The following is a 22,028-nucleotide window of genomic DNA, read 5'->3' as shown; positions in this document are numbered from 1 at the left end:
TCTCCTTCTATAAAAATTGTTGCGGTTCGTGGTCAATACTGAGACGAAGTTCGCTATTTTCACGTTCTTGAGTCAGGGCTAAGACCTGATTAAGGGTAGAAGCCAACTCATCTTCTAAACGGTATTTAATCAAAATTTGGTAATGATAGAGGTTATGAGTACGAGCGATAGGTTTTGGCGTCGGACCTAGAATTACACAAGCATCCGATAAACCTGACCGCAAAATATCCATGACTTGATAAGCACGTCTAAGAACCTCTTCTTCTTTTTTATGAGATAAGGTGATTCCAATAGTGAAATAATAAGGTGGATAACTCAACTGACGTCTGATGCCCATTTCATAGGCATAAAAACCTTCGTAATCCTGATCCTTGGCGAATCGAATGGCATAATGCTGAGGATTATAAGATTGAATCAAGACCTGACCTGCCTTTTCAGCACGACCGGCGCGACCTGCCACCTGGGTCAAGAGTTGGAAGGTTCTCTCAGAAGAACGAAAATCAGGCAGGTTCAAAGCCGTATCCGCATTGAGAACACCAACCAAGGTCACATTTGGAAAATCCAAGCCCTTGGCAATCATCTGGGTTCCTAGCAATATGTCCGCCTCACCATTGCCAAATTGTTCAAGTAAAGCTTGGTGACTTCCCTTTTTACGAGTTGTATCCACATCCATGCGTAGAATGCGTGTCTCTGGAAAGAGTTCAGCCAGCTCATCATAAGCCTTCTGGGTCCCCGTTCCATAATAACGAATGCTACGACTCTGACAGTTTGGACAGACATGGGGGATTTCCTTAGAAAAACCACAATAATGGCAGTTCATAGTCTTAGTATCCATATGCAGCGTCAAGGAAATATCGCAGTTTGGACAGGTATCAACTGTCCCACATTCCCGACACATGACAAAACTTGAATAACCACGGCGATTGAGCATGAGAACAACCTGCTCTTTTTTATCCAGTCGATCTTGAATTGCCTCAATCAGTGGTGGTGTAAAGTTTGATGTTTCATTCTGCCCGATGTAATCACGGAAGTCAATCAGTTGAACTTCAGGAATACTTGCTAAAGGATTGGCCCGTTGTGTCAGACGTAGATGTTGATAAACACCCTTACCAGCACGCGCACGGCTTTCTAGACTCGGTGTTGCAGAACCAAGGACTAGGGCAGCTTGATTGTACTGGGCACGTAAAAGAGCCACATCTCTAGCATGATAACGCGGATTACTATCTTGCTTGTAGCTAGCCTCATGCTCTTCATCGATAATGATAACACCTAGATTTTTCAAAGGTGCAAAAATAGCAGACCTAGCCCCAACAACTACCTGAGCATCTCCACGCTCCACCTTGCGCCACTCATCATACTTTTCACCGTTGGATAAGCCAGAGTGGAGGATGGCAACTTGCTCACCAAACCGAGCAATAAATCGCTCGGTCATTTGAGGTGTCAGAGAGATTTCCGGAACTAGAACAATCGCTGTTTTCCCCATATCCAAGGCACCTTGGATAATCTGCAGGTAAACCTCGGTTTTCCCACTTCCAGTGATTCCTTGTAGAAGAAAGGGAGGATGTTGCTTTCCAATCGCTCCAACAACCGCCTCACAGGCTTGTTTTTGCTCTGGGTTTAACTCTAAGGCTTGATTTGACTCGATTCCTTCAAAGTAGGCAGCTGAACGTTGAACTTCCTTTTGAAGAATCGTCAAAGCACCCTGTTCCACAAAGAAGTTAACTTGTTCCCGAGAGTAATGTTCTAACAAAGTAGCCAAAGGAGTACTTTCTGGATGTGCTAATAAATAATCTCGCAGTTCCAATTTCTTCTTGGCACGGTTTGAGATTTCTAGCTTTTCTAATTTGTCAAGATTCACTTGAATCCAAGACTGTGTTTTGACCTTCTTCTGATCTATAGCCTGATACTCTAACTTCAAAAGTCCTTTGCGAGTCAATCGCATCATCTCGGCCTGCTTTTCTAAGTCTAGAGATGAAAATGCTAAGGACTCTTGTGATCCAAACAAACGGTCTCTGTCCTCCTGACTCAAGCCTTCCAGAGGATAGAGGATTTTATCATAGCTAGAATTCAAAAATCCTGGAAGCATAGCTTTTAGAATAGAAATCTTGTATGAAAAAACTGACTTACGTAGTTCTTCGGCCAGCCAGAGTTGTTCCTCCGTTAAGACAGGAGAAAAGTCCAGCACCTCAGCAATTTCTTTCAAGTCCTCATCTGCCACATCTACATCAGATTCTTGTTCCATTCCAAGAACAATTCCCTGAATCAAGCGATTGGCCTTCCCAAAAGGCACATGAACCCGCATACCAATTTCCAGCATGTCTACAAATTCCTCAGGGACCTTATAACTGTATGGTTGGTCCGTCTGCATCAAGGGAACATCCACAATGATTTTTGCAATAGCCATATCCTCACCTCCTTCTTTACTTAAATCGTTTCAATTGATTGAGTATTCTTGCAATAGAAAAAATAAGATTGAGTCCCCCCAACCTTAAATTTTTTCACCTTCTTCTTTTTCTTTCGCAATTTGCTCTTTGATTTTCTTTTCTTCTTCTTCTCTCAATCGTCTTTCTTCTTCGATACGTCGACGAACAGCCTCTCGTTTCCCTTCTGGATCTGGGTGGATGGTTACATTCCCTGATTCAATTTCTTCCAAGGCACGAAGTGTAGATTTTTCAGATTTGAATTCTTGTGTTGGAGTTGCTCCAGCTTCTAATTCGTGAGCACGTTTTGCTTCCAAGATTACGAGTGAATATTTTGATGGTACCTTGTCAAGCAAGGTATCAATAGAGGGTTTAAGCATCATTTGTTTGTACCTGTTTTCTATAGTTTATCGAATAGTTGGAGACTTTGGTAGCATATCCTGGTAGTGACCGATGACACGATCGACGCGGAAATGTTCTGCTTCAATCACACGTTTGACACGTTCTGCGGCAAGAGGAACATGATCATTGACAATAGCATAGTCATATTCACGCATCAAAGCAATTTCTTCTTTGGCTTTTTCGATACGTTGGGCAATCACTTCTGCGCTATCGGTACCACGGCCTACGAGACGATCTTGCAATTCTTCCAAATCTGGTGGAGTCAAAAAGATAAAGACTGCATCTGGAACTTTTTTCTTGACCTGAAGAGCTCCCTGCACTTCAATTTCAAGGAAGACGTCAATCCCCTTATCAAGGGTTTCATTGACATAGGTCAGAGGAGTTCCGTAGTAGTTGCCTACATACTCTGCATACTCTAACATCTGTCCTTGACGGATCAATTCTTCAAATTCTTCACGCGTGCGGAAGAAATAGTCAACTCCGTCTACTTCACCTGGACGTTGCGCCCGCGTTGTCATAGATACAGAATATTGGAATTGGTTTTCAGAACTCTCAAAAATTTCTCGTCTAACCGTTCCCTTTCCAACTCCTGAAGGACCTGAAAAAACGATTAGTAAGCCACGGTCTGCCATGATGTCTCCTTTGGATAGTTTGTGAAATGCCTTGAAAATTCTTTCAGAATTCTCTTTGTGAAGGCATTTCTGCTTACTACAATCTTTCTATCTAGTGTAACAAAAAAGCAGTAATTTTTCAACTGCTCTTTCTTATTTATTTTGCATAATCAACTGCACGAAGTTCACGAATCACGGTTACCTTGATATTTCCTGGGTAATCGAGGTTGCTTTCGATTTTCTCACGAACTTTGTGAGCTAAGATTGTGACCTTGTCGTCCTTGATTTGACCTGGGTTCACCATGATTCGGATTTCACGACCTGCTTGAAGGGCAAAGCTATTTTGAACTCCTTCAAAACTATTAGCGATTTCCTCTAAATCATGGAGACGTTTGATGTAGCTTTCAAGTGACTCACTACGAGCTCCTGGACGGGCTGCACTTAAGGCATCCGCTGCAGCAACAATAACTGCAATCACACTCTCAGGTTCTACATCTCCGTGGTGACTAGCAATGGTATTGATCACAACTGGGTGTTCCTTGTACTTGCGAGCCAACTCCGTACCAATCTCAACGTGGCTGCCTTCTACTTCTCGGTCAATGGCTTTACCAATATCGTGAAGGAACCCTGCACGACGGGCAAGAGCTGCATTTTCACCAAGTTCGCTAGCCATGATACCAGCTAACTTAGCCACTTCGATTGAGTGACGCAAGACATTTTGTCCGTATGAAGTACGGAACTGTAAGCGACCCATGATCTTCATCAAGTCTGGGTGAAGATTTGGTGCACCGATTTCATAGGCTGCAGCTTCACCATATTCACGAATTCTGTTATCAATTTCTTGACGGTTTTTCTCAACCAACTCTTCGATACGAGCTGGGTGAATTCGTCCATCCTTAAGTAAGGTTTCCATCGTCATACGGGCAATCTCACGTCGGATAGGATCGAAACCTGACAAGGTTACCACTTCTGGCGTATCATCAATGATGACATCAACCCCTGTCAAACTTTCAAAGGTACGGATATTTCGCCCTTCACGACCAATGATACGACCTTTCATAGTATCATCAGGCAGATGAACGGTTGAGTTTGTAGACTCAGCTACATACTCACCAGCAATTCTCTGCATGGCTTGGGACAAGATATCCTTAGCAAGCTTATCTGAACGTTCCTTGACTTCTTGCTCCGCCTCACGAATGCGGCTAGCAATTTCCTTGGTCAAGTTTTCTTCTGTCTGGGCTAAGATAATATCTTTTGCCTCTGACTGTGTCAGACTTCCGACACGCTCTAGTTCTGCTTGCTTTTGCTTTTCAATTTCCTCTAGTTGCTCTTCACGTGCATCAAGGTTTTTTGCTCTATCAGAAATACTTTGTTCTTTTTGTTCAAGTGTTTTTTCTTTGTTCGTCAAATTATCGTCTTTACGGTCAAGGCTCGTAGCTCTCTCCGTCAAACGACTTTCGATTTGCTTGAGTTCTTGACGCTCCGACTTAAATTCAGCGTCCACTTCTTCGCGGTATTTTCTGGCTTCTTCTTTAGCCTCCAATAGTGCTTCTTTTTTAAGGGATTTGCTTTCGCTTTTAGCTTCATTAAGTAATAAATCTGCTTCGCGCTCAGCTTGTCCTCGTAAATTAGTTGCTTCTTGTTCAGCATTTAAAAGCATCAACTCTGCAGCCTCTTGTGATGATTTCATCTTGACTGAGATGCTGACATATCCAATGACTAAACCAATGATGACGGCAAAAACAACTATAACAATTGTCATAATTTCCATGTTTTTACCTCAATTTATTTGTTTATCCGAATGACATGCATTCATATACATTCTACCACAAAAAACTATTTTTAACAAACCTTAAATGGAAGATATTTTGGTCATTTTTTGAGTTGAAATTGTTATTTTCCCTAGTAAAATAGGCTTCTTTAACGAACCCAATTTTTTATAGAATTTTTTACAAAAAAATAAGTAAAAAGCCTACCTTTCAGTAGGCTTAGTTTGTTTCGATTCTGATTGGCACTCTGCCAAAATTTTGTTCTGCGATACTTGGGTGTCCTAGTTGGTAAATCTGGTCTGCCTTTTGAGTCATGGCATCCCAGGGCTCTTTGCCGATTCGACTGACTAGATGGACCTGCTCTTTCAGAGGCTTGAGATGTTGCCTGCCTTTTTCGGTGAAACCAAGGACGTGAATGCCTTCTGACAAGGCATTTTCTCTGGCTTGTACCAAGATATAAGTCAAGAGTCGTCTAACTCGTGCTTTTGTGTACCGTTTAGTGGCAACTATCTCGACCAATTCGTCAACAGACTTAGCTGTCTTTATGGCATCCTTGATACGCACTGCCATTTCTTGATTAACCTGATAAATAGTAGTTAGGTCAGGATTTGATAAGATTTGGTAGCGAAGCAAAGGATAATAATCTTCCCAGTTTACCTTGCTAGCATTTTCAAAAAGAGCAATCGAAGGCATAAAGCGTTCTAAAAAATTTTGATCATTTTGATGCTGACGAAGAGCTGTCGCCGAGGCAAAGTCCACATCCTTGTCCACAGAATGGTATCCCGCTCCCTGACGTTGAATTGGATGAAGTTTGATCTTTCGCCCTGCTACCGCCTTGGCATAGGCAAGAGCAAGGACATGATTGGGCGTATCACCTGAAAAATCAAGGTCTGCAAATTCCTTCCACATGGCTTGGGTTTTCTGTGGGTAAGATAGAGAATTAGGTAAGTTTTCCATGAAAAGTTCCATCTCTTGACCACGCTCTGTATATAGGTTAGCAATTTGCTGGTAATCCAGAACTTCTTCTGTCCCAAAGGCTAGGGTATCCATCCCCAAACGAGCCAAGATAGCAACTGCACCTTGACCAAAAAAGTCCGCCGCCTGAACACTGACTAAAAAGGGCAATTCCACTACCAAGTCTGCTCCATTCTCCAGTGCCATTTGAGCCCTTGTCCACTTGTCCACGATAGCAGGCTCTCCACGCTGCATGAAATTCCCAGACATGGCAACAATTTTCAGCCCATCCGCCTGTTCTAGCAGGTATTTGTGGCCATTATGAAAAGGATTGAACTCTGCGATAATACCTGTAATGGTCATGATATTCTCCTACTTCTGCGCGACAAAAAACCAACGGGTGCTGGTTTCTGTAGGCTCCTTATCCTCAAAGTCAGCATAAAGCTTGAAGGATTTGAAACCAGCTTGTTCTAGCAGAATATCATAGGTCAAGACCTCATAAGTCCGCTCCTCATGAACTTCGTCGTGACGACTAAAGGAACCATCCGCTTCCTTGATAAAAAAGGTCAACTCATGCACGATAGAATGTGGCGCTGCATCCTCGTAGGTATCCCAAAGCATGGCAAAGTCTTCTGCATTTTCATGGTAAGAATAGCCTGGAAAAACCTCATCTGTCTGGTAGGTCGAATGCACATCAAAGATGAAGAGCCCATCTTCATTAAGGGCATTATAGACTTCTTTAAAGACATCCCCTACTTCCACCTCATCCTGCATGTAGCAGATAGAATCAGAATAGCAGGTCACAAAGTCGTATTTACCAGCCTTGGATAAATCCAGCATATTGCCTTCCATAAAACCAATCTTTTGCTTGGCTGAAGTAGCTCTCTTCTCAGCAATCTTCAACATGTCCGCGCTCAAGTCCAGTCCAGTCACTTCAAAACCAGCCTGAGAAAAGCGCACTGACTGGATGCCTGTCCCACAAGCCAATTCCAAGAGTTTCTTTCTCTCCTTAGTCTTTGGCAAATGACGGAGGGAAAAATCCGTCCATTTATCGTATAAACTATCATCCATGACTGCATCGTAAACAGCCGCAAAAGTTTCATAAGTAGCCATAATTAAGATACAAAGAGCGTTAAAAGCAAGGAGAAAATAGGAAACTTTCTGCTGTATCGTCAGATACAAAGGAAGTTTATCTTTTTCTCGTAGCTTTTAGCTCGTGTTCAATTAAGAGACCAACTAAACACAAGGCCCTATCCTTTCTTTCCATAGAATTTCAATTTAATCAACAAAACTCAGTTGCTGCCAACTGAGTTTACCTGCTTAAGCTAGGGCTGTTGAAAGATCGACAGCACTTGCCTCATGCCATAGTTTTTCTAGGTTATAGTGGGCACGCATTTCTTCTGAGAAGATATGCACTACGACACCACCAAGGTCAAGTAGGACCCAACCACCAGCTGCATCTCCTTCAACATGGCTACCTTTAAAGCCTGCTTCAGCAACTTTTTCACGGATATTTTCAGCGATAGCGTCCAATTGACGGCTATTCATGGAGCTCGTGATGACAAAGTAATCTGTCACACTGGTCAGTTCTTGTACATCAAGTGCGAGAATATCCTCTGCACGTTTCTCATCAGCCGCTTTCACGACTAGTTCTAATAATTCTTTTTCGTTCATTTAGTCCTCTTTCAAATAGTGCACATAAGCGTTATAGGTTTCAAGGGTTTGGGGATAAATAGGCAATCCTTGGCGAGCCAAATGCTCCACAGTGCGAGCTGTTTCATAAGCTACTGCCTTATTGAGTGACAAACTTGCAATCTCACGCGCCTGGTCCACCCCTGGAAAGGCACGATTGTGCTCGATGTAGTCTGCGACATAGATAACCTTGTCAAGGTCTGTCATCTGACTCGCTCCGACTGTATGAATTTCTATTGCACGCAGAATTTCAGAGTCTTGCATGTTCAAATCTTCCTGAATCTTGTAAATGCCGACCATACCATGCCAGACATTATTACCCCATTTTTTAAGATCAGAGTCAAGTTGATATCGATCAATCAAGTCTAAAAACTCTTGATCTGATAGCTTTTTAGCATAGTCATGAAGGAGACCTGCCAAACCAGCTTTCTCAACATCCACACCAAAACGCTGAGCCAATTCTATGGCTGCACGCTCTACACCCAGACAATGAGTTAGACGTTTTTCAGGTAGGAGCTCTGCCATTTTTTCCAACAATTCTTCACGCGAACAGTTGATATAGTCTTGGTATGCCATCAGTAAAGCCCTTCTTTCTCAATATAGTCTAGCACTGGTTTTGGCAAGAGAAAGTTAGGTGTGCGACCTTGAGCAATGAAATCACGCACCATGCTGGAAGAAATATCCATGAGAGGCACATCCACCCAGATGACTGGATAAGAAGTCCCTGCCTTGTAACGTGGACGTTGAACCCCTACAAACTGAACTAGTTCCACCAACTCATCAATTCGGTACCATTTAGGCAGATAGTCTACCATATCTGCACCGATAATGAAATAGTAATCTGTATCTGGATTCTTCTCTGTTAGAAGCTTCATGGTGTCGTAGGTGTAGGAAATACCTTTACGCTCCAGCTCGATGGTCTCAATAGCTAAACCTTCGATTCCATCGATAGCCAATTCAAGCATCTTGAGGCGGTGGTGTTCAGAAATGGTTTCCTTTTTGTCTACGTGAGGCGGTTGATACTCAGCCATGAGCAGAACTTGATCCAATCCCAACTGCTGGCGCACTTGGTCTGCCACGATAAGATGAGCATTGTGAACAGGGTTAAAATTTCCCCCTAAGATTCCAACTTGCTTGCGTTTTTTATCCTTGATTTCTGGCTCTAACTCCACTTTTGTAAAGGGAGTTAATAATTCGATTGCCATAGGCTAATCTCCTTTAGTCTTCTGTAAAATACAGTTTTTGGGAGTATTGTGTTTAGATTTCTTTAACTTTTTTAGAAATCTTACGATTTTCTTTCTTGCTTGATTGCTTATACAAAATCAAGATACGGCCAATCTTTTGTACTGTATCCACACCGATCTCTTCTTCTAAGATTTCAGCTACTTCGTGGATGTTTTCATCTGTGTTTTGCAAGAGAGTAACCTTGATCAATTCACGAGCATCAAGTGCCTGACGAACGCTAGTTTTGATTTGGTCATTGAGGCCATTCTTCCCGATTTGGATGATAGGTTTGAGTGTGTGTGCCTGGCTGTTGAGGAAGGCACGTTGTTTTGATGTTAGTGACATAATTCATTTAAAAGAGTTTCTTTTTATACTTTTCTGAAGTGGTGACAGACGTCAGCAAAGTCCTCTGGACTTTCATGACTAAAATTTGAGCCTAAGGTCTCAAATTTTCCGCATTTGGTACAATCACTTGTACCAACTAACACCACGGCGAAAAGTATCTTCTAGGGGCTCGCAGTGCTCGCCTTTATAAAGATAACTCTTTCCTTTCTGTGTTTAAATAATTGCTTTTCGTGTGACGACTGCGACGCCTTCTGGTGCCCAGACGGCTACTTTCGCAGTTCCTGTTATACGGATCCAGCCTAGTCCTGAGATAACGAGGTCTGTTTTATCCTTGATAGTAAAGACATGTTGGACCAGTTTTGGAAAGTCTTCTTTTTCCTTGCTATTCGGTGGCGTAAGGAGGGTTCCAAGATGCTTGTCGTAAAAGGCACTAGCGCCTTCAAGCTTGGTACGATGAAGTTTGAGTTCATTATCAAAGAAGGCTGTGAAACCTTGCTTTTCTCCTGCAATGAAATCAAATCGTCCCAAACCTCCTAAAAAGAGAGTTTGCTCAGGATTGAGCTGGTAGGTTTTAGGTTTGATTTCCTTTTTAGGACTGACATACTTAAGGTTTTTAGCCGTCAAGTAGTGGGCCATCTGATGACGATGGATAATTCCCGGCGTATCATAGATATAAGAACCATCATCAAGTGGGATCTCAATCTTATCTAAGGTTGTCCCTGGGAAACGTGATGTTGTGATGACGTTCTGGTCACCCGTAATTTCCTGGATAATAGCATTGATAAGAGTTGATTTACCGACATTAGTCACCCCAACTACATAGACATCGCGTCCTTTACGGTAATGCTCGATTTTTTCAATGACTTCCTTGATAGCATGCTTGTTTTGGGCTGAAGTCAGGACGACATCGACTGGACGAAGACCCTCCTCATGGGCACGTTCCATAAGCCATTGACTAATCTTGCCTGGTTTAACTGACTTAGGGAGGATGTCTTTTTTATTTCCAACCAAGAGCACATCATTACCTGATACAAAACGAGGCAATCCTGGGATAACAGAGCCATTAAAGTCAAAGATATCGATGACGTTCACTACTAAGGCATCACTGTCTCCCACCTCGTGCAAGAGTTTTAGGAAATCATCATCCGTCAACTGCACATCTGTGATTTCATTGTAATGACGAAGACGGAAACAGCGTTGGCAATAAACTTCACCAGTCTCCAAACCTTTTTCGAGTGCTGACTGAGGCGTAAACCCTAGACCAGTCTTATCTGTCGTCTGAATGGTTGCTCCACAACCAATACAGAGAATTTCTTCCATAGTTAGATTCCTTTTTTATATGTGATAGGCCCGTACTTTTCAGTGATTTGTTTCATGACACGGCGCTCACGAGCGCGGTTAATCTTCGTTTTGATAGAGTCATGCTGAACTAAGGGTTTGACCAAAATCGAACGAATCCCAGCACGGTGAGCCGCTCGAATATCCGTCATGAGCTGATCCCCAACCATGACCACTTCGTTTTTATCATAGTGGAATTCCTTCATGGCGCGGTCAATCCCGAAAGTAAAGGGCTTCAAAGCCCAATAAACATAGTCAATCCCAAATTTTTCAACCGCACGTTGAACTCGTTTTTTAGAGTTGTTGGACACTACGATAATGCGAATACCAGCATCACGAAGGTCATGTAACCATTGCTTCATCTCTGAAGTCCCATCAGGGTTATTCCAAGCAATCAGAGTGTTGTCCAAATCCACCAAAACAGCTTTGATCCCTTGGTTTTTCAGGCTTTGGACTGTCAAATCATAAACTGCTTCTACAGCAAAGTCTGGCATGTAGTTTTCAATAGCCATTTTGGCTCCTTTTCTTTTATTTTCTAGTAATTTTCTTCAGCCATTGAGATAAGGCTGCCCATAAAATCAAGCTAGCCATTAAGATATAAATCCAAGCATTTGGCTCTTCTGTAAATGGTAGAGGAACATTCATTCCGAAGAAACCTGTAATAACCGCAAGTACTGCTAGTAAGACGGAGATAATAGTCAAAACTGTCAAACTATCATTCAGGTTATTGTTTAGGATGTTGTTGTAAGAAGATGAGAGTTGTTGCAAGACTTGAGAAATCAAGTCTGTCATAGACACCAACTGATGGGCTTCAATCATTGCATCATCAAACTGCTCTCGTTCGACTTCATTAAATCTCCGATAAAGAGCATGGCCCTGGATATGTTCTAAGAGGAGTCGATTTTGTTTTGCCGCTGCTGTTAAGTAAACCATACCAGTCTCCAAGTCAGAGAGGGCGAAGAGATTTTTCTTTGTTGTTCTCTGACGAAGTAAGCTGTTGACTTCATCTTTACTCTTATCCATCTTTTCAATGATTGGATAATAGGCGTTACTAATGATTTCTAGACTAGCAAAAAGAAATTTGTAAATAGAAAGCAACTCATGGCTATCCAGATAAGCTAACATCTGATCAATGACATAAGCATTCTTATGGTTGCTGATGGTAATCATTCGTTTGTTTTCAACGATAAAGGTCATGGGAATCGCTTCATAGTAATCCTTGTCCTTTTCTAAGTCCAGAACATTGTAGATAAAGGTCACAGTCCCATTCTCACGGTTGTAATCCATATGGGCACGTTCATTTTTATCCAGCGCATATTCGATGGTTTCCTTATCCAATCCGTAGATTTCAGATAAATCTTCAAGATTTTTAATTTTTTCTACATCTAGATTGATCCAAACACAACCATTTCCTAATTGCTCATCTAAAAACATCGTTTCTCCTTTACCAAACTCTTTCTATTGTACCATAAAAGAGGTAAAATTTCAGTTCTCTTCTTTCCTTGAAAAATTGCTGACAACCGTGATACTTCTATTGGGAACAAAGTGAAGGACTCCATCCTCACTGCGCAGTTGAGTCGTACGAATACCGACACTCACAACCTTACCAGAGATTGTAATCGGACCATTCGTAAACTCAACTTGATCTCCAACATCTAACTGGCGCTCAAAGAGGATGAAAAAGCCATTGACCACGTCTGACAAGAAGCCTTGAGCACCCATCCCTATTGCCACCCCAGCAATCCCAGCACCTGCCAGTAGACTTGATACAGGTAAGCCTAGAGTAGATAAAACAAAGTAGAGTAAAAAGAAATAGAGGGTGTAGTTCAAAATATTTTCTATCAATCTAGAAATTGTCTTTTGGCGCGCCTCATCTTTCTGGGAAAATTTTAAGGATGGTTTAACGACTCTTTTCACAACTTGATGGAGAATTATTTTAACGATATAAAAGACAATAAAAAGAAGGACTAGAGAGACTGATTTTGAAAACAACTCTTCTAGAATACTGTTGATATTTAACTTATCGATATAATTTTGAATAAATGTTGGCATAGTAAGCTCCTTTCCTAACATTATACCATAAAACGATATCTGAACCAGTTTGGTAAATATTCATTCTTCCTAAACTATTATTAGATTCACTTGATTTCAAAACATATTTATACTATAATCAAACCACTACATGGAGAACAAATTACTTTCTCAATAACTCTCTTAGAATAGACCTTTCTACCTCACCTACTACTAAAACTTTAAAGTATTTATCTCAAGGAAGTATTCTATGTCTATCACACAACGCACTCTTAAACTAGTCTTGGCAACCTGTTTTGCTTGTTTACTAGCCTACTTTTTTGATTTGTCATCCGCTGTATCAGCTGGTATCATTGCTATCTTGAGTCTTTCTGATACTCGAAGAAGCACGATCAAGCTAGCCCGCAATCGTCTTTTTTCAACCTTGCTGGCGTTAATGATCGGTGTTATAGCTTTCAAACTAACTGGTTATCATATCTGGAGCTTTGGACTCTACTTAGCAATCTATGTTCCCCTTGCCTATAAACTCGGTTGGGAAATTGGAATCACTCCTAGTAGCGTTCTGGTCAGCCATCTCTTAATCCAACAATCAACAGCACCAGCACTTTTACTGAATGAGCTCTTACTCTTCCTAATCGGTACTGGATTTGCGCTTCTGGTCAATCTCTATATGCCTTCACGTGAAAAAGAAATTCAACATTATCATACTCTTGTTGAAGAAAAACTCAGAGATGTTCTTCTACGACTTTCTTACTATCTGAAAAGAGGAGATGGCCGTAATCAGGCTCAACTTGTAAATGAACTTGATCAACTACTTGAGGATGCTCTTAAGTTAGTTTACCTCGATCATTCTGACCATCTCTTTCACCAGACAGATTATCATATCCACTACTTTGAGATGCGACAAAGACAAACGCGTATCTTAAGAAATATGGCTCAACAGATTAACACATGCCAACTAGCCGCTAGTGAGAGTTTGATTGTCGCTCAGCTCTTTTCAAAAACAGCTAGTCAATTGAGTCAAACAAATCCAGCCTACGACTTATTGAATGATATTGAAAGCTACCTAGAGGTGTTTCGCAATCGATCTCTCCCTAAAACTAGAGAAGAGTTTGAGACACGGGCTACGCTTCTACAACTCTTTCGTGAATTAGAACATTTTATCCAGATAAAAGTAGATTTCTACAACCGTTATTCTGACAAAAACAGTAACAAATAAAAACTTCTATCGGCAACTGAGTTGCTGATAGAAGTTTTTTGTTATGAATAGATTTAATTTTCGCGCTTCTTTCGAATCGACATGAGACTGATGTCTCTCAAACTAAAGTAAGTAAGAGCCAGCATTCCCAATGTAATAAAGATTTCTGCTGGAAGTTGGAAAATCTGTAGGGCAGACAAGAGCAACAAGATTACGAGGGCAACAAGTCCAAAGACTAATATTACAACATTGACCGTCCCCTTGATACTTTGAGGTGTCGCAAATACATAGAGTAATAATAAGAGTATCCCTATGATTAAATAGACCATCTTTATCTCTTTCTAGCTCTTATTCAGCTGATTTTTTCTTTTTGTTTGCTTTCTCACGCTCTGCCTTGTTGAGGATTTGCTTACGCAAACGAATCGATTCAGGCGTTACTTCCATGTACTCATCGTCATTCAAGAACTCAAGTGATTCTTCAAGTGTCAAGATACGAGGAGTTTTGATAACCGCTGTTTGGTCCTTAGTAGCAGAACGAACGTTAGTCATTTGTTTTGCTTTCGTGATATTAACAGTCAAGTCATTTTCACGAGAGTTTTCACCGATGATCATTCCTTCGTAAACCTCAGTACCTGGGTTAACAAAGATAGTACCACGTTCTTCGATCGACATGATTGAGTAGGTTGTTGCTTTACCAGCATCGATGGAAACGAGGGCACCACGGTGACGTCCACCAATTTCGCCTGGAATCAATGGCAAGTATTGGTCGAAGGTATGGTTCATGATCCCGTAACCACGAGTCATTGACAAGAACTCAGTTGAGTATCCAATCAAACCACGCGCAGGAACAAGGAAGACCAAACGAGTTTGACCGTTTCCAGTTGCAATCATATCCAACATTTCACCCTTACGTTCAGAAAGACTTTGGATAACAGAACCTTGGTATTCTTCTGGTGTGTCGATTTGCACGCGCTCAAACGGCTCGCACTTCACACCGTCAATTTCTTTGACGATAACTTCTGGACGAGATACTTGAAGCTCATAACCTTCACGACGCATAGTCTCGATGAGGATTGACAAGTGCAATTCCCCACGTCCTGAAACTGTCCATTTATCTGGTGAGTCTGTTGGATCTACACGAAGAGATACGTCTGTTTGCAATTCTGCTTGCAAACGTTCTTCAACCTTACGAGAAGTCACCCATTTACCTTCACGACCAGCAAATGGTGAGTTGTTAACCAAGAAGGTCATTTGAAGAGTAGGTTCGTCGATGTGAAGAACTGGAAGAGCTTCAACTGCATCTGTTGGAGTGATTGTTTCCCCAACGAAGATGTCTTCCATACCTGATACGGCAATCAAGTCACCAGCCTTAGCTTCTTGGATTTCACGACGTTCCAAACCAAAGAAACCAAAGAGTTTTGTAACACGGAAGTTCTTGGTTGTACCATCAAGTTTAGAAAGAGTAACTTGGTCTCCGACCTTAACAGTACCACGGAAGACACGTCCGATACCGATACGACCAACGAAGTCATTGTAGTCAAGAAGAGACACTTGGAATTGAAGTGGCTCATCTGAGTTATCGATTGGAGCTGGAATGTGGTCAATAATGGTATCAAAGATTGGCGCCATAGTCTTTTCTTGGTCGGCTGGATCATCTGACAATGAAGATGTTCCGTTGATTGCTGAAGCATAGACTACTGGGAAGTCAAGCTGATCATCATCTGCACCAAGTTCGATGAAAAGTTCTAAAACTTCATCCACTACTTCTGCTGGACGAGCTGATGGTTTGTCAATTTTATTGATAACAACGATTGGGACAAGGTCTTGTTCCAATGCTTTTTTCAATACGAAACGAGTTTGAGGCATAGTACCTTCGTAGGAATCCACTACCAAGACTACACCGTCAACCATTTTCATGATACGTTCAACTTCTCCACCGAAGTCCGCGTGTCCTGGTGTGTCCATGATATTGATACGAGTTCCGTTATAGGCAACGGCTGTATTTTTCGCAAGAATCGTGATTCCACGCTCTTTTTCAATATCATTTGAGTCCATTGCACGCTCAGCTAATTCTGTACGTGCGTCAAGAGTTTCAGATTGTTTCAACAATTCGTCAACGAGGGTTGTTTTACCGTGGTCGACGTGGGCGATAATCGCGATATTACGGATATCTTCTCTTAATTTTGTCATGATTTCCTCTATTATATTCAAAAATTTATTTTCTAACTGAACGATTATACCACAATTTTCAGCAAATGACTTAACTCAAGTAAGTGTAAATGTTTTCAAAAGAAAATTCATTCCTTCTCTTTTCTTTTCAAAAATATCGACTTGTGATAAGATAGGCTGGTATGCGTTTAGATAATTTATTAGCCCAGGAAAAAATCAGTCGAAAAGCTATGAAACAGGCTCTCCTAAAAAAAGAAATCTTAGTAGATGGAGTCCCTGCTACTTCCCTTTCACAGAATGTTGATACGGGATTACAAGAGTTGATTTTTCAGGACAGAAAAATCCAAGGATATGAGCACATCTATCTCATGCTTCACAAACCAAATGGTGTCGTGACAGCAAGCAAGGACAAGAAGCTCCCAACGGTTATGGACTTACTACCTCAACACCTCCAATCAGACCAACTCTATGCTATCGGTCGGCTAGATCGAGATACGACAGGGCTCCTCCTCTTAACAAACAATGGCCCTCTAGGTTTTCAACTTCTCCACCCTCAATATCATGTCGATAAAACTTATCAAGTTGAGGTGAACGGCTTGCTCACACCAGATCACATCCAGCAGTTCAAAAACGGGATTGTCTTTCTTGATGGAACTATTTGTAAACCTGCTCAGCTTGAGATTCTATCTTCAAACCCTAGTCTCAGCCTAGCCACCATCACCATCTCTGAAGGGAAATTTCATCAGGTCAAGAAAATGTTCCTCTCAGTTGGTGTCAAGGTCACTGCCCTCAAACGAGTTCAGTTCGGGGATTTTACATTAGACGCAGAACTGGCAGAAGGTGACTACCGCCCTTTAAACCAGAAAGAGTTACAAATTATTAAAATCTATTTAGAGATGAGTCGATAAAACAAAAAAAGCTTTATGTTTAAAGCTCAGATCGAAGACAAAGTCCTCAGAACAGAAGTTTCTATGGGCTTTTCTTTGTGTAAAGTCGTATAATAGAGGTAAGAAAAGTTGTGAGGTACTCCCTATGTTTCACAAAGAAAAACCTGATTATCATCGCTGCCAATATGGCTTCTATACGATAGACGAATTGGTCCCAGAAGATCACTTTCTTCGCCAATAGGAAGTTGAGATTGATTTAGATAGGAGAAAACACGAAAAAAAGTCCTTAAAGCCCGCAAAAGGAAGCGAGGCTAAAGAAAAGAAAATCTCAAGGACAGAGCCCGAGAGTGGTTGGTTCCACAAGGGGGAACACAAGGAAGTATTTGCCTATTCTGCCCAAGTAGCGTGTGATAAGCATGGTTGGGCCTTGGCTTATACGGTTGAAGCAGGAAATGTTCATGATAGTCAGGCTTTCCCTACCCTCTTTGCCAAGATTGAGCCTTTTCATCTGTCTTCCCCTATACCCGCCCCAAGGGAGTAAGGGGGAACTTAAGACCCAGTGATTTTGTTTAAGATGCCTTCTATGACTGTTACCTCTGTCCAGAGAATCAAGTATTAGCCTATCGCACGACGACTAGAGCAGGATACCGTGAGTATAAGAGTGATCCAACAGTATGTGTCGCCTGTCCTCTATTATCTGTCTGTACCCAGAGCCAGAATCAGCAGAAAGTCATCACAAGGCATGTATGGAAAGATGCGCTTGAATATTGTGAAGAGATTCGACATCAAAGAGGGATGAAGGAGCTCTATAAGAAGCGCAAAGAAACCATTGAGAGGCTCTTTGGGACCGCCAAAGAATACCACAAACTCCGTTATACAAGAGAGAAAGGCAAGTCCAAGATGGAAGATAAGGTTGGGCTTACTTTAGCGTGTTTGAATCTCAAAAAACTAGTAAAAATGAGGGTGGGGAAAACTTTTTATTTTGTTCAAATGACCATTATTCTAGCAAAAGATGGCATTTTAGCCTGACAAACAGAAAAAGACAAACACCATTTGGAATGTTTGTCTTCGGTCTGAGAGGCTAGGACTTTTGTCCCAGCCTCTTTCAATAAACTATTCTCCTAACTGTTTCTTCAACCAGGACTCCGCCTCTTCTAAAGACTGGTCTGTTAGAACATCGGGCTGAATTGCCTCATTCTCATAAATCTTATTTCCATTTCCCACTCTTGGAAAATGCAATCATGAGACCCGAACCAGCTAGAACTGCCAAAATAACAAGACAGATATTCTTCAGAGGATAGAGCCATTCTTTATTTTCCTCATGCCACCTTGACTTCCAAAGGCCAACATAGTCAGCGCTCATATGTTCGGGTTGATTCAGCTGGATATTGATCACAATGGCTAGTAAGATCAGGGCAAGTAAAGCAAGCGCAATCAGCCAAACTTTCTTTTTTTTCGTTAGATTAACACTCTTCATTCTTTTCTCCTTCTACTTTCTGTTTTAAAAAAAACTTTTTTACACTACTTTTCTTTCACTTCTATTTCCGAATGACGATAGCCATAGCCAAAGTAAATCAAAATTCCCAAAATCAGACGTACAATTGGAGATAGCAAACCGAGCACAATAGATAGGATACCTAAATTACGTGCAGTTTTTTTCTTTTCTTGCATATTGAAAAACTTCTTAAAATTTAATACAAATTAATTATACTATAAAATAATAGCTCCATCCTATCATTCGACAGCTTTTTACATAAGATTAGCTGGTCTTGACCTTCCCTGTCCAAGAATCCAATCCGTAAGAAAGGATATAAATTTCTGAGAAACCTTGTTTTTTCAAGAAAAGCGCTGCATTGGTTACACGTTGCGCACGTTGGTTTTCATATAGAAGGACAGGTTTATCCTTGCGAAGAGCTGCAAGACTTGTCTTCAATTGATTTGAAGGAATATTACGAGCTCCGAGGATATGTTTTCTGTGGAAGTCAGCTGGCTCACGCAAGTCAATTAGCTGACCAGTACGAATCAAAGATTCAAACTCTGCATTGTCTACAATTTTTGCTGCACGGCGAATACGAAGATAGTTATATCCCATCCATGCCAACATCGCCACTACAAGTCCCCATAATACCCAAGTTACCATAATATCTAATCTCCATTTTTTTCTAAATAGTCTAATTCTAGTTTGTGCTCTCTGCGAAGAACAGCCTCCGCTTCTAGATAATCCAGCTTATCCATCAAACCAGCATCATAGATTCGAGATAGTTCAATCTTCATTAATTCAATGTCATAAAGACGTTTCCCCATATAGACAAGAATGCCGAACTGTTTGAGAAATTGTTGCACATCGTAGAGTGTTTTCATAGCTTTTATTTTAGCAAAAAATCAGAGTTTTTTCAATAGTTCCCTTGGAGGATTGCTCTTTTTACTGCTTACTAATTTTCTTAATACTCTGATAGAGAAGATACCCAACAATCATTCCAACAAAATTCTGCAACAAATTGTGAGGAATATCTGTCAGAGCTACACCCCAACCTTTCATCCAAGAAGTTGCACATGCATATCCAGCTACCATGAGAAAAGTTGCTAAAACTAATCCAAGCCACTTCCATTTTCCTTTAAAACCTGCAAAGTAACCCTGCAAACCATGGAAAAGCAAGCTGAAGAACATCCAATGAGGATAGCCTGAAATCAGGTCAATAATGAAACCTCCTAGACCTCCCACAATAGCTCCTTCTCGTTTTCCATAATAAAAAGCAGTGAAAAAGATACCAGCATCTAAAAGAGTTAAGATTCCTGTTTGGGTTGGGATTTTGACAATATAACCTAAAACTACCGATAGGGCAGTCAGTATTGATAATAGGGCGATTTTACTTGTTTTGGTTTGCTTCATACTGTCTTACTCCATATTGATCTGCTTGTGCAATGGCACGGTAAACAAAGGCTTTGGAACTTTCGATTGCTAGTAATAGCTCCTCTCCCTTGACTAACTGACTAGCAATGCTTGAGGCAAAGGTACAACCAGCACCAGCATTTTGTCCTTCAATAACAGGATTTTCCAAAACTGTAAAGTTCTTTCCATCATAAAATACATCTAATGCCTTATCTTGACTGAGACGATTTCCACCCTTAATAATCACTGCTGGCGCACCCAAGTCATGTAATTTCTGCGCTGCAGCCTTCATATCATCCAAGGTTTCAATCTTTTGGCCTGCTAGCAATTCTGCCTCAGGTAGATTGGGTGTAATGACAGTCACATAAGGGAAAAAGCGAATCAACTCTTGACAAAGCTCGCTGACAGCAACATCATGCGTTTCCTTACAAACGAGAACTGGATCCAATACCACTGGAACTCCTGTGCGTTCCTTGATAAAGTTAAGGGCTTTTTCAGCAACACCAACAGTCGGTAAGAGACCAACCTTAATCCCTCCAAAGTCTACGCTCTTGAGGCTATCCAGCTGTTGTTGGAAAATAGTCTCATCTGTTGGTAAGACCTCAAAACCATTTTCTGTCAAAGCAGTTAAGCAGGTCATAGCCACAAAACCATGTAAACCATTCAAAGTATAGGTCGCAAGGTCAGCAGCTAGTCCACCACCACTAAAAATATCATTTCCTGAAAGTGCTAAAATACGATTATTCTTCATAACGAATCTCCTTCAAATACAAACCATTGGGTGCTGCAGTTGGACCTGCCAACTGTCTGTCTTTTTTCTCCAAGATAAGGTCAATCTGTTCAATGGGCATCCGATTGTTGCCAATTTTCAGCAAGGTCCCAACCATATTTCGAATCTGCTTATAGAGGAAACCATTGCCTGAGAAGGTAAAGGTCAAAAATTGACCGGTCTCGTCAACCCTAAGACTGGCTTCCATAATCGTTCTTACCTTGTCCTCCACACTGGTTCCGGCAGCAGTAAATCCGGTGAAATCATGGGTTCCTTCTAATTTCTTCACAGCCTTTTGCATGCGTTCCACATCTAGTGGGTAGGGATAGTGGGTGGCATAATGACGTCTCATAGGATTTTTAGGACGTCCTCTATCCACGATAAACTCATAGGTTTTGCTATGCTTGGCATAACGGCAATGAAAATCATCAGCCACTACCTCAATCGAAATGACATCGATGTCTTCAGGACTTTGAGTATCGAGAGCAAAGCGAAGCTTCTCCTCATCCATCTGATAGGGAAGATCAAAGTGGATAACCTGCCCTAGCGCATGAACACCACTATCCGTTCGCCCTGCACCATGGATGGTAATGGCCTGCCCTTTATTTAATTTGGTTAAAGTTTTTTCAATTTCCTCTTGGACACTACGCGCGTGTGGTTGCCGCTGAAAACCAGCAAAGGCGTAGCCATCATAGGAAATGATTGCTTTATATCTAGTCATGTATCTATTTTATCAAGAAAATTTCTCTGCAACAAGTTTGAAAACCAAAAATTGTACGGGTGCAGTTTTAGATATCAACTAGTCCTTACCTCGATTTTCTCATTATATATTTTCGTACAGGTACTTCAACCACTTGAACGATTTCAAATCCTTCTTTTTGGTAAAGATTGTAAGCTGTTTGATTTGCCTCGTAGACATTTAGAGAAATAGTATCTATGTCTTCATTTTCAAAGGCCAAACTAACAAATTTCCTTAAAGCCTGGCTACCTAATCCCTGCCCCTGTTTCTGAGGATTGATAAAGAATCTCCCGATATGAAGATTCCTGTCTTCTAGCCTGATTTTCTGGATAAGCCCCACAAACTCTTGTCCATCAAATATTGAAAAAATTCCTTCCAAATCTTGCAAGACTTGAATTGTCAAGGGAAAAGGAATCATTGGTCCCATCCATTGCTTCTGAAAACTTTCTCCCAAAGCATTAGACCAGCGACAAATGAGTTGGGCATTTTCTATCTGAAGTCCTTTTTCAAAGTGAATTTTCATATTTGCTCCTAAAATTTCTCCTTTATCCAACTATTATACTCTTTCTCTTATTTTTTCCGAATTAATA

The 22,028-nt window shown here is 41.2% G+C and carries 25 protein-coding genes and 2 pseudogenes; 3 read left to right on the top strand and 24 right to left on the bottom strand.

All coding sequences use genetic code 11. From position 1 onward, the window contains the following. Positions 1 to 7 precede the first annotated feature (7 nt). The 14 genes from ACLNCS_RS07890 to ACLNCS_RS07825 all read right to left on the bottom strand — a co-directional run bounded on the left by ACLNCS_RS07890 (position 8) and on the right by ACLNCS_RS07825 (position 12,807). Entirely contained in the window at positions 8 to 2,404 is a 2,397-nt protein-coding gene (locus tag ACLNCS_RS07890; RefSeq protein ID WP_424848151.1) for a primosomal protein N', read from the bottom strand. 84 nt (positions 2,405 to 2,488) lie between these two features. Next, the gene (rpoZ, locus tag ACLNCS_RS07885) at positions 2,489 to 2,803 is read right to left on the bottom strand and encodes a DNA-directed RNA polymerase subunit omega (RefSeq protein ID WP_004251389.1); all 315 of its coding nucleotides are present in this window, start codon (positions 2,801 to 2,803) and stop codon (positions 2,489 to 2,491) included. A 24-nt stretch (positions 2,804 to 2,827) separates the two neighbouring features. Continuing rightward, positions 2,828 to 3,454: a guanylate kinase gene (gene gmk, locus ACLNCS_RS07880; protein WP_000775049.1), complete on the bottom strand. Its 627-nt coding sequence runs from the start codon at positions 3,452 to 3,454 to the stop codon at positions 2,828 to 2,830. A 136-nt stretch (positions 3,455 to 3,590) separates the two neighbouring features. Then, complete coding sequence (locus ACLNCS_RS07875; protein WP_424848149.1) at positions 3,591 to 5,204, bottom strand: ribonuclease Y; 1,614 nt, start codon at positions 5,202 to 5,204, stop codon at positions 3,591 to 3,593. Positions 5,205 to 5,421: 217 nt separating this feature from the next. Then, positions 5,422 to 6,519: a nucleotidyltransferase gene (locus ACLNCS_RS07870; RefSeq protein ID WP_424848147.1), complete on the bottom strand. Its 1,098-nt coding sequence runs from the start codon at positions 6,517 to 6,519 to the stop codon at positions 5,422 to 5,424. Positions 6,520 to 6,528: 9 nt separating this feature from the next. After that, positions 6,529 to 7,269, bottom strand: a complete 741-nt coding sequence (locus ACLNCS_RS07865) for a class I SAM-dependent DNA methyltransferase (protein ID WP_424848145.1) — start codon at positions 7,267 to 7,269, stop codon at positions 6,529 to 6,531. A 207-nt stretch (positions 7,270 to 7,476) separates the two neighbouring features. Next, complete coding sequence (rsfS, locus tag ACLNCS_RS07860) at positions 7,477 to 7,830, bottom strand: ribosome silencing factor (RefSeq protein ID WP_424848143.1); 354 nt, start codon at positions 7,828 to 7,830, stop codon at positions 7,477 to 7,479. Next, positions 7,831 to 8,424 carry a bis(5'-nucleosyl)-tetraphosphatase (symmetrical) YqeK gene (gene yqeK / locus ACLNCS_RS07855; protein WP_424848141.1) on the bottom strand — a complete coding sequence of 198 codons (594 nt, stop codon included), beginning with the start codon at positions 8,422 to 8,424 and terminating at the stop codon, positions 7,831 to 7,833. Then, a complete protein-coding gene (locus ACLNCS_RS07850; protein WP_424848139.1) occupies positions 8,424 to 9,053 on the bottom strand; it encodes a nicotinate-nucleotide adenylyltransferase in 630 nt (209 codons plus the stop codon). The genes yqeK and ACLNCS_RS07850 overlap by 1 nt, the downstream gene beginning before the upstream one ends. 52 nt (positions 9,054 to 9,105) lie before the next feature. After that, positions 9,106 to 9,417, bottom strand: coding sequence for a ribosome assembly RNA-binding protein YhbY (yhbY, locus tag ACLNCS_RS07845; RefSeq protein ID WP_000060171.1), 312 nt, complete (start codon positions 9,415 to 9,417; stop codon positions 9,106 to 9,108). Positions 9,418 to 9,630: 213 nt separating this feature from the next. After that, positions 9,631 to 10,737, bottom strand: coding sequence for a ribosome biogenesis GTPase YqeH (yqeH, locus tag ACLNCS_RS07840; protein WP_424848135.1), 1,107 nt, complete (start codon positions 10,735 to 10,737; stop codon positions 9,631 to 9,633). A 2-nt stretch (positions 10,738 to 10,739) separates the two neighbouring features. After that, on the bottom strand, positions 10,740 to 11,267 hold the full coding sequence (locus tag ACLNCS_RS07835) for a YqeG family HAD IIIA-type phosphatase (protein WP_075568011.1): 528 nt from the start codon (positions 11,265 to 11,267) through the stop codon (positions 10,740 to 10,742). A 16-nt stretch (positions 11,268 to 11,283) separates the two neighbouring features. Further along, the gene (locus tag ACLNCS_RS07830; protein WP_004251417.1) at positions 11,284 to 12,189 is read right to left on the bottom strand and encodes a magnesium transporter CorA family protein; all 906 of its coding nucleotides are present in this window, start codon (positions 12,187 to 12,189) and stop codon (positions 11,284 to 11,286) included. A 51-nt stretch (positions 12,190 to 12,240) separates the two neighbouring features. Next, positions 12,241 to 12,807, bottom strand: a complete 567-nt coding sequence (locus ACLNCS_RS07825; protein ID WP_225750073.1) for a mechanosensitive ion channel family protein — start codon at positions 12,805 to 12,807, stop codon at positions 12,241 to 12,243. A 229-nt stretch (positions 12,808 to 13,036) separates the two neighbouring features. Here ACLNCS_RS07825 and ACLNCS_RS07820 point away from each other — a divergent pair, with 229 nt between their 5' ends. Continuing rightward, complete coding sequence (locus ACLNCS_RS07820) at positions 13,037 to 14,005, top strand: aromatic acid exporter family protein (protein ID WP_225750072.1); 969 nt, start codon at positions 13,037 to 13,039, stop codon at positions 14,003 to 14,005. A 53-nt stretch (positions 14,006 to 14,058) separates the two neighbouring features. On the opposite strand, the gene ACLNCS_RS07815 is transcribed toward ACLNCS_RS07820, so the two are convergent. Beyond that, on the bottom strand, positions 14,059 to 14,313 hold the full coding sequence (locus ACLNCS_RS07815; protein ID WP_004251425.1) for a DUF3165 family protein: 255 nt from the start codon (positions 14,311 to 14,313) through the stop codon (positions 14,059 to 14,061). Between the two features lie 19 nt (positions 14,314 to 14,332). Beyond that, positions 14,333 to 16,174: a translational GTPase TypA gene (gene typA, locus ACLNCS_RS07810; RefSeq protein WP_006148957.1), complete on the bottom strand. Its 1,842-nt coding sequence runs from the start codon at positions 16,172 to 16,174 to the stop codon at positions 14,333 to 14,335. Between the two features lie 161 nt (positions 16,175 to 16,335). On the opposite strand from typA, the gene ACLNCS_RS07805 reads away from it, so the two are divergent. After that, positions 16,336 to 17,061 (top strand): pseudouridine synthase, encoded by a 726-nt coding sequence (locus ACLNCS_RS07805; RefSeq protein WP_424848131.1) that lies wholly within the window; start codon positions 16,336 to 16,338, stop codon positions 17,059 to 17,061. A 220-nt stretch (positions 17,062 to 17,281) separates the two neighbouring features. Further along, a pseudogene (locus ACLNCS_RS07800) lies at positions 17,282 to 18,115 on the top strand (transposase); the annotation flags it as partial. Between the two features lie 132 nt (positions 18,116 to 18,247). On the opposite strand, the gene ACLNCS_RS07795 reads toward ACLNCS_RS07800, so the two are convergent. The 8 genes and pseudogenes from ACLNCS_RS07795 to ACLNCS_RS07760 form a co-directional block, all read right to left on the bottom strand. Continuing rightward, positions 18,248 to 18,517 carry a hypothetical protein gene (locus ACLNCS_RS07795; RefSeq protein WP_424848129.1) on the bottom strand — a complete coding sequence of 90 codons (270 nt, stop codon included), beginning with the start codon at positions 18,515 to 18,517 and terminating at the stop codon, positions 18,248 to 18,250. A 98-nt stretch (positions 18,518 to 18,615) separates the two neighbouring features. Beyond that, positions 18,616 to 18,711 (bottom strand): annotated as a pseudogene (locus ACLNCS_RS07790) (DUF4190 domain-containing protein); the annotation flags it as partial. An 88-nt stretch (positions 18,712 to 18,799) separates the two neighbouring features. Next, positions 18,800 to 19,180, bottom strand: a complete 381-nt coding sequence (locus ACLNCS_RS07785) for a rhodanese-like domain-containing protein (RefSeq protein ID WP_004251440.1) — start codon at positions 19,178 to 19,180, stop codon at positions 18,800 to 18,802. 5 nt (positions 19,181 to 19,185) lie between these two features. Next, the gene (locus ACLNCS_RS07780) at positions 19,186 to 19,401 is read right to left on the bottom strand and encodes a YqgQ family protein (protein WP_142995341.1); all 216 of its coding nucleotides are present in this window, start codon (positions 19,399 to 19,401) and stop codon (positions 19,186 to 19,188) included. 61 nt (positions 19,402 to 19,462) lie between these two features. Continuing rightward, entirely contained in the window at positions 19,463 to 19,930 is a 468-nt protein-coding gene (locus ACLNCS_RS07775; RefSeq protein ID WP_195183890.1) for an ECF transporter S component, read from the bottom strand. Next, the gene (locus ACLNCS_RS07770) at positions 19,908 to 20,681 is read right to left on the bottom strand and encodes a bifunctional hydroxymethylpyrimidine kinase/phosphomethylpyrimidine kinase (RefSeq protein WP_424848126.1); all 774 of its coding nucleotides are present in this window, start codon (positions 20,679 to 20,681) and stop codon (positions 19,908 to 19,910) included. The genes ACLNCS_RS07775 and ACLNCS_RS07770 overlap by 23 nt, the downstream gene beginning before the upstream one ends. Next, on the bottom strand, positions 20,671 to 21,420 hold the full coding sequence (gene truA, locus ACLNCS_RS07765) for a tRNA pseudouridine(38-40) synthase TruA (protein WP_424848124.1): 750 nt from the start codon (positions 21,418 to 21,420) through the stop codon (positions 20,671 to 20,673). Before truA ends, ACLNCS_RS07770 begins: the two co-directional genes overlap by 11 nt. Before the next feature lie 85 nt (positions 21,421 to 21,505). Continuing rightward, positions 21,506 to 21,961, bottom strand: a complete 456-nt coding sequence (locus tag ACLNCS_RS07760) for a GNAT family N-acetyltransferase (RefSeq protein WP_424848120.1) — start codon at positions 21,959 to 21,961, stop codon at positions 21,506 to 21,508. Positions 21,962 to 22,028 lie beyond the last annotated feature (67 nt).

Source organism: Streptococcus sp. CL9.43, assembly GCF_049737935.1.
Classification (GTDB): Bacteria; Bacillota; Bacilli; order Lactobacillales; family Streptococcaceae; genus Streptococcus; species Streptococcus infantis_I.
This window is presented reverse-complemented; position numbering and strand designations above follow the sequence as displayed.

Bases quoted from the DNA above. Each gene is read 5' to 3' on its own strand.
- ACLNCS_RS07890 (WP_424848151.1), bottom strand. From the start codon at position 2,404: ATGGCTATTGCAAAAATCATTGTGGATGTTCCCTTGATGCAGACGGAC.
- rpoZ (WP_004251389.1), bottom strand. From the start codon at position 2,803: ATGATGCTTAAACCCTCTATTGATACCTTGCTTGACAAGGTACCATCA.
- gmk (WP_000775049.1), bottom strand. From the start codon at position 3,454: ATGGCAGACCGTGGCTTACTAATCGTTTTTTCAGGTCCTTCAGGAGTT.
- ACLNCS_RS07875 (WP_424848149.1), bottom strand. From the start codon at position 5,204: ATGGAAATTATGACAATTGTTATAGTTGTTTTTGCCGTCATCATTGGT.
- ACLNCS_RS07870 (WP_424848147.1), bottom strand. From the start codon at position 6,519: ATGACCATTACAGGTATTATCGCAGAGTTCAATCCTTTTCATAATGGC.
- ACLNCS_RS07865 (WP_424848145.1), bottom strand. From the start codon at position 7,269: ATGGCTACTTATGAAACTTTTGCGGCTGTTTACGATGCAGTCATGGAT.
- rsfS (WP_424848143.1), bottom strand. From the start codon at position 7,830: ATGAACGAAAAAGAATTATTAGAACTAGTCGTGAAAGCGGCTGATGAG.
- yqeK (WP_424848141.1), bottom strand. From the start codon at position 8,424: ATGGCATACCAAGACTATATCAACTGTTCGCGTGAAGAATTGTTGGAA.
- ACLNCS_RS07850 (WP_424848139.1), bottom strand. From the start codon at position 9,053: ATGGCAATCGAATTATTAACTCCCTTTACAAAAGTGGAGTTAGAGCCA.
- yhbY (WP_000060171.1), bottom strand. From the start codon at position 9,417: ATGTCACTAACATCAAAACAACGTGCCTTCCTCAACAGCCAGGCACAC.
- yqeH (WP_424848135.1), bottom strand. From the start codon at position 10,737: ATGGAAGAAATTCTCTGTATTGGTTGTGGAGCAACCATTCAGACGACA.
- ACLNCS_RS07835 (WP_075568011.1), bottom strand. From the start codon at position 11,267: ATGGCTATTGAAAACTACATGCCAGACTTTGCTGTAGAAGCAGTTTAT.
- ACLNCS_RS07830 (WP_004251417.1), bottom strand. From the start codon at position 12,189: ATGTTTTTAGATGAGCAATTAGGAAATGGTTGTGTTTGGATCAATCTA.
- ACLNCS_RS07825 (WP_225750073.1), bottom strand. From the start codon at position 12,807: ATGCCAACATTTATTCAAAATTATATCGATAAGTTAAATATCAACAGT.
- ACLNCS_RS07820 (WP_225750072.1), top strand. From the start codon at position 13,037: ATGTCTATCACACAACGCACTCTTAAACTAGTCTTGGCAACCTGTTTT.
- ACLNCS_RS07815 (WP_004251425.1), bottom strand. From the start codon at position 14,313: ATGGTCTATTTAATCATAGGGATACTCTTATTATTACTCTATGTATTT.
- typA (WP_006148957.1), bottom strand. From the start codon at position 16,174: ATGACAAAATTAAGAGAAGATATCCGTAATATCGCGATTATCGCCCAC.
- ACLNCS_RS07805 (WP_424848131.1), top strand. From the start codon at position 16,336: ATGCGTTTAGATAATTTATTAGCCCAGGAAAAAATCAGTCGAAAAGCT.
- ACLNCS_RS07795 (WP_424848129.1), bottom strand. From the start codon at position 18,517: ATGAAGAGTGTTAATCTAACGAAAAAAAAGAAAGTTTGGCTGATTGCG.
- ACLNCS_RS07785 (WP_004251440.1), bottom strand. From the start codon at position 19,180: ATGGTAACTTGGGTATTATGGGGACTTGTAGTGGCGATGTTGGCATGG.
- ACLNCS_RS07780 (WP_142995341.1), bottom strand. From the start codon at position 19,401: ATGAAAACACTCTACGATGTGCAACAATTTCTCAAACAGTTCGGCATT.
- ACLNCS_RS07775 (WP_195183890.1), bottom strand. From the start codon at position 19,930: ATGAAGCAAACCAAAACAAGTAAAATCGCCCTATTATCAATACTGACT.
- ACLNCS_RS07770 (WP_424848126.1), bottom strand. From the start codon at position 20,681: ATGAAGAATAATCGTATTTTAGCACTTTCAGGAAATGATATTTTTAGT.
- truA (WP_424848124.1), bottom strand. From the start codon at position 21,420: ATGACTAGATATAAAGCAATCATTTCCTATGATGGCTACGCCTTTGCT.
- ACLNCS_RS07760 (WP_424848120.1), bottom strand. From the start codon at position 21,961: ATGAAAATTCACTTTGAAAAAGGACTTCAGATAGAAAATGCCCAACTC.